This window comes from Shewanella sp. 10N.286.45.A1 (genome assembly GCF_041470405.1).
Lineage (GTDB): Bacteria > Pseudomonadota > Gammaproteobacteria > Enterobacterales > Shewanellaceae > Shewanella.
On sequence record NZ_JBFRMK010000218.1, the window covers coordinates 21052 to 27481 of the forward strand.

5 protein-coding genes are annotated in these 6430 nt (G+C 42.1%); 3 read left to right on the forward strand and 2 right to left on the reverse strand.

Features of this window, described 5'->3' with window-relative positions; all coding sequences use genetic code 11:
• Positions 1–50: 50 nt before the first annotated feature.
• Together AB4238_RS15965 and AB4238_RS15970 are read right to left on the reverse strand one after the other, a co-directional pair.
• Positions 51–818: a formylglycine-generating enzyme family protein gene (locus AB4238_RS15965; protein ID WP_372034319.1), complete on the reverse strand. Its 768-nt coding sequence runs from the start codon at positions 816–818 to the stop codon at positions 51–53.
• A gap of 103 nt (positions 819–921) precedes the next feature.
• Positions 922–2475, reverse strand: coding sequence for an arylsulfatase (locus tag AB4238_RS15970; protein WP_372034320.1), 1554 nt, complete (start codon positions 2473–2475; stop codon positions 922–924).
• Between the two features lie 334 nt (positions 2476–2809).
• On the opposite strand from AB4238_RS15970, the gene AB4238_RS15975 reads away from it, so the two are divergent.
• The 3 genes from AB4238_RS15975 to AB4238_RS15985 all read left to right on the forward strand — a co-directional run.
• The gene (locus tag AB4238_RS15975) at positions 2810–3994 is read left to right on the forward strand and encodes a GAF domain-containing sensor histidine kinase (RefSeq protein WP_372034321.1); all 1185 of its coding nucleotides are present in this window, start codon (positions 2810–2812) and stop codon (positions 3992–3994) included.
• On the forward strand, positions 3987–4577 hold the full coding sequence (locus AB4238_RS15980) for a response regulator (protein ID WP_372034322.1): 591 nt from the start codon (positions 3987–3989) through the stop codon (positions 4575–4577). Before AB4238_RS15975 ends, AB4238_RS15980 begins: the two co-directional genes overlap by 8 nt.
• A gap of 120 nt (positions 4578–4697) precedes the next feature.
• A partial coding sequence (locus AB4238_RS15985; protein ID WP_372034323.1) for a multiheme c-type cytochrome occupies positions 4698–6430 on the forward strand: 1733 nt, incomplete at its 3' end.

Below are 6430 nucleotides of genomic sequence, written 5' to 3' on the forward strand. Positions count from 1 at the left end.
AACAAAAATGCCGTTAATAAGCGGCGTTAAATCAATTTTATATAGCGGTATTATTTAGAAAGAACCAGCCGTAATCCTATATCGGGCATCACTGCACTTTGGCTGGCAGAGTCTCGCCTAAAATTTTCTGACTCATTGCTATCATAGGCAAAACTTCCGCCCCTTACAGACTTGTATGCTAGGTGGTGTTTTGAATCTAATGCGTTAACTGGATTGAGTTTAGGCCCATATTGGTAGTATTCGGCATCGTAGGCATCTTCGGTCATCTCACCTACGTTGCCCGTCATATCATAGATTCCAAGCTCATTAGCTTGCTTTAAGCCCACTGGATGCGCTTGATTATTCGAATTTTTAACAAACCAGCCGACATCTTCAAGAATATTTGAACCACTATATGTATAATTTTCACTGTGAATACCGCCTTTTGCAGCAAATTCCCATTCAGCTTCAGTCGGTAGTCTAAATTCAAGGCCCGTCTTTAAGTTAAGCTTTGTTATAAAATACTTTGCTTGTTGCCAGCTCAAATTATTGACTGGATAATTTTCCCCTTGAAAGTACGAATTACTGCTGCCTAATACCGAATCAAATAGCCCTTGTGTCACTTCAAATTTACCGATATAAAAATCATCAAGTGTCACAGTTCGTCTGGGATGTACACATTTAGGTTGTTCTACACATGTTCCGCCCATCTCAAAGCTACCTCCCTTTACCAGTACCATCCCGCTTAGCAACTTATCCTTAAGCTCATTATCGATATTTGAATTCAAAGCACAGCCTTGTAGCAGGAACAGGGAAACGAGTAACATTATTTTGTTCATAACAGCCTCTGATGGAGTGGGGAAAATAGGCGAGAAAACTAAAGCTCCTAACGGTAAGACACCAATCGGAGCTTTAGTGAGTAAACGTGAGTGACGTTATCAATTACTGCTGTGCTTCAACCTGCTTAAGCACTTTTTGTAATTTGAGAGTATTGTAGTTAATCCCTGCTGCACTAAAGCCTGAACCTGGTTGGAACGGATAATCTTCAATGGTATTAAGGAACTTTCCAACTTCTTGTGACATAGGTACAAACAACCACATGTTATCAATCATCCAGCGTACATACATGCCAGATTCTTTAGCAGCCACCTCGAATGGATCAGCACGCAGATTAGTCAAAGATGCCCATGCAGGTACGTTACGAACTGCTGATTGCATATCACCATCCATCATCGCAAACGAAGCTTTCCAGTCATTCCAACGCACAGCATTTAACTCGCCATTTGCACTAAAGTAAATTTTACTCGTACGAGGACCCTTTTCAACTTCACCTTTGAAGAAAGGTAGGAAGTTGCTGCCATCTAAATGTACACGCCAATCTTTACCATTAAAGTTTCTTCCTTTCTTAAGATCTTCAACTAAATTATCTTCACCTGTTGCAGCAAGCAGCGTTGGCATCCAATCTTCGTGAGACATCATGGCATTAATCTTAGTACCAGGCTCAATCACACCAGGCCAGCGAACAAGTTGTGGAACACGCATTCCACCTTCAAATGTCGTGCCCTTTTCGCCATGAAATGGTGAAGTACCGCCGTCAGGCCAAGTGAATTTCTCTGCACCGTTATCGGTTGAATAAACCACAATTGTATTATCAGCTATTTTCAAATCATCTAAGGTATCAAGTAGTAAACCGACATGATCGTCATGCTCTACCATACCGTCTGGGTACAATCCAATACCTGTAATACCATCGTACTTCTCTTGCAAACGCGTGTGTACGTGCATTCTTGATGCATTTACCCAAGCGAAAAATGGCTTTTCAGCCTTCACGGCTTTTGTCATGAATTTAATTGATGCACCGACAAACTCTTCATCAGCAGTTTCCATGCGCTTACGCGTCATAGGACCAGTATCTTCAATACGTCCGTCAGCATAGGAATGTATAACTCCTCGTGGACCATACTTCTTTTTAAACTCAGGATCTTTTGGGTAATAGTATGTTTCTGGCTCTTCTTCTGCATTTAAGTGATATAAGTTGCCAAAGAACTCATCAAAACCATGTGCAGTTGGCAGATGCTTGTCCTGATCACCCAAGTGGTTTTTGCCAAATTGACCGGTTGTGTAGCCTTTATCTTTTAGCAAGTCTGCAATTGTAGGTGCCCAATCGGGAATGCCACTGTCTGAACCTGGCATTCCAATTGTCAATAAACCAGTACGGAAAGGATGCTCTCCGGTAATAAATGATGCTCGCCCTGCAGTACAGCTCTGCTGAGCGTAATGATCGGTAAACAGTGCACCTTCATTAGCAATACGGTCTAGGTTAGGTGTTTGGTAGCCCATCATCCCCTGGTTGTAAGCACTGATATTGTAATAACCAATATCATCACCCCAGATAACTAAAATATTTGGACGCTCAGGATCGGTAGCAGCCATAGCAGAAGAGGCTGTTGCGAGCAGCCCTACACCTAATGCGACTTTAGAAAGTTGTTTGGACATTTCATTCCCCTTGATTAGATCTTTTTATTTACTGTTTATAAAAATCATTTTTTATAAAACGGTGACACTAAAACGATGCCGACATTAAACGTCTAAACCTCATAAAAAAAACCTCGAAGAAATACTTGTTCCACCTACAATCGTTATATTGTTTTGATAATTTGGGAGTAACATCAACTCAACGTAACTTCATGGACATAAAATCAAATTCGAAAGCTAGTAATAACCCCTGTTATTTGCCCCAATGTTATGTTTTAGTAGCGAAAGTCATTGAAAAACGTTATTTATAAGCAATCGACATAATTCGTTTACGATGATTAACAAGGCACAACGCATGGGTGTAGAACCAATCTCAACTGCAGAGCATTTTTTCGCTGATATATCCAATCGTTTATTGGAAGAAGAGACTGCTAATATTCCAGAGGTTATTTGCTCAGGCCTTACGCAGTACTTGCCTCTCGCGAACGTCCAGCGTATGTCATTGCTAAGAATCACCAAAGATAAACAATTTCAAGGCGCATATTCTGTCGCAGCCCCAAAGTACAAGCCGACCACAATCGTTAGCGAAGGCTTTAGCAGTCCTTATTTAGACAAGATATCACTGGGTGAGATGATTCTTCATTCTGGTCCCATCGATGAGTTGTTTACCGAACACGAGGTAAGCCTGGTCAATATGCAAGGCGTCATAGCTCATGCGGTGATCCCTATTAAAGTGAAAGATCGAATATGGGGCGCTATCGCCTGCAGTAGATATAAAGAACATGATGATTGGTGCCCTGTACTACTAGAGCGTATAAAAACACTTGGACAAGTGTTAGCGGCTTCCTACGAGCGTTATCATTTTTGGTTATCGTTACAAAACCAGAATAAGGAACTCGAGTCACTTTCCCGACATTTAATGGAAAACCAAGAAACCGAACGCCGCATTCTATCTCGCGAATTACATGACAATTTCTCCCAACGGTTGGCACTGTTAACCATTAAAGCAAATAACGTATTTGGCATCGTACGAGAGAGTGTGAAACCCGAAGCTAAAGAGCTGCATATTAATATTCAGCAAATAGCTAAAGATATGCAGGCGTTGTCGCGGTCATTACACCCTGCAATGCTAGAAGATCTTGGGCTGATTGCTGCGTTAAAGTCTGAAGCTAGACGTATTGCAGGGGTTAAAGCATTAGAGTTACAAACTATGTTTGGTGAGATCCCCCCACTCAAAAAAGAGGTATCACTGAACCTTTATCGAATTTTGCAAGAGTCATTGAATAATGTCATTAAGCACTCTCACGCTTCAGCGGTCTTTGTGTCAATTGAGATAACCAATAATCAACTCAAACTGCAAATATTAGACGATGGGATTGGATGCTGTGACACGCTTGAAAAGAGCAAAGGGAGTATAGGTTTAGTAAGCATTAGAGAGCGCGCACAACTATTACATGGCGATGCTGAATTTGTCAGTCCTGATGAAGGTGGCTTTGAAGTCAACATTACCATTCCAGCAATAGAGGAACACTATGAGTAGAATAATTATCGCAGACGACCATTTGATTGTTGCTCAAGGGATTGCCGGTCTATTAAAAGCAGAGCATGAGATATTGGCGATTGCTAAAGATGGCGAAGAGTTGATTGAGCTTGTTAAGCAACATGATCCTGAACTAGTTATCACTGATATAAGCATGCCAGGAATGACAGGTATCGCAGCTGTAGCAGCATTGAAGCGGATCAAAAAAGATCTACGCGTTATCTGCCTTACCATGCATGACGAACAAGAGTATGCCGAAGGCGCCATCGCAGCCGGCGCATTAGGCTATGTGCTAAAGCATGAAGCAACTGATGATCTAGTTGATGCAGTTAATAGTGTATTAGCAGGAAACCAATACTTATCTAAGTCAGTGCAAGTGGAAGATACAGCGCCGAGTCTTTCAGCAAGGCAACTGAGTGTATTGCGATTATTAGCACAAGGAAAGTCAGCAAAACAGGTCGCTGATGAACTGTTTATCTCTCCACGAACTGTTGAATTTCACAAGTACTCAATCATGAAGCTAATAGATGCTAAATCTAGTGCAGAGCTTATCCAATATGCACTTTCTCATGGGTTGGTCTAAAAGCTACATTTAGAAACGGAAATATTTAAAAGGGACATTATTATTAAACGCTTACAAAAATTAGTAGTCACTCAATGGCAGCACCAAAGCTGCTTAATAGGCCTCTTACTAACAGGACTATTGGCAACTCCGCCAACGGTAGCTACTGAATTTGTTGGCTCTTTTGCATGTCAGCAATGCCATCAAGCAGAATTTGAACAATGGACTGGTTCTAATCACGATATGGCAATGAAACATGCGACAACATCATCAGTTGCTGCTGACTTTGATACAAGCTTGAGTTACTTGGGTAAACAAAACCGTTTTTTTCGTAAAGGTGATGAATACTGGGTAAACATCGAAGATAGCAGCGGTCAGTTTAATGATTTTAAAATAAGCTACACCTTTGGTATCGATCCATTGCAGCAATACATGGTCGAATTTGAAGATGGACGAGTCCAGCTAATCCCGTTTGCCTGGGACAACCGCCCTAGCAGTGAAGGGGGTCAAAAATGGTTCCACCTCTATCCTGACAACAGTGCTAAGCATGATGATTTTTTCTGGCAAAATGTCGGTCAAAATTGGAACTTTATGTGCGCAGATTGCCACTCAACCAATGTCAAAAAGAACTATGATTTTGAAAAAAATCGTTTCAATACTACATTTTCAGAAATCAATGTCGGCTGCGAAGCCTGCCATGGTGCGGCGAGTAAGCACCTATCCTGGGCAGCAAATAAAGACACTAGCAGTAATAAAAAAGAGGCGAAAAAAGGTTTCAACAGAGACTTAACTAAGCCGGTCTCGACATGGACTTGGCAAACGAAAGGGCAAGAAACAACTAACAGTAGCGATACTGCAACACCCGTCAACAAAACGCACAGCAACCAATTGCAGACTTGTGCACAATGTCATAGCCGTCGTTTACAAATAAGCGATACAAATCCACTAGTTGATAGTGATTTTGGAGATCGCTACCAGTTAAACCTAATCAGCCAAGATCGCTATTATGATGATGGCCAAGTGTACGACGAAGACTATGTTTATGGCTCCTTCCTACAATCAAAAATGCACCATAATGGTGTAGTTTGTAGTAATTGCCATAACCCTCACTCGACGAAGTTAGTGCTACCCGAAAATGCACTTTGTAGTCAATGCCACAGCCCTGAAAAATTCGACACCAGCGAACACCATCAACATCCATCAAACAGTAGCGGTGCCCAATGCGTTAATTGTCATATGCCGCAAACAACCTATATGCAGATTGATAAAAGGCGTGATCATAGCTTTAGTGTCCCCAACCCAGGCAATTCACTTAGAATTGGTACCCCAAATGCTTGTAACCAATGCCATCAAGATAAAGATATTGCATGGGCTGCGGATAAAACTGCAAAATGGTATCCATCGTTGAACCAATATGATGCGAAACATTTTAGTAGTGCATTTGCTGGCACTAGAGCTGGTCTTCCTACTGCAGGCGACCAATTATCTTATATAGGCCAAGATAATAGCCAACCGGCAATTATTCGTGCCGCTGCCATTGAGCGTTTACAGCGGTATCCCGGCCGTAACGGCGTAGTCGCAGTTGCAAGAGCTACCCGTAATGATGAAGCCATGCTTAGGTTTGCCACTATTCAAGGTAGCGCCCCCTACCCCATAGCTGACAGATGGCGGATGCTTGCACCTTTACTCAACGACAAGGTACTTATGGTGCGTAGCCAAGCTGCTGGCGCTTTGGCGGGATTCTGGCCAGAGTTGAGCGCTGAACAGCAGCTGCAATTGCAGTCACCCTTGGCCGAATATATAGAAATATTGAAATTTAATGGCGATCGAGGCTTTGCTAGAACTAATCTCGGTCATCTCTATGCTAATCAAGG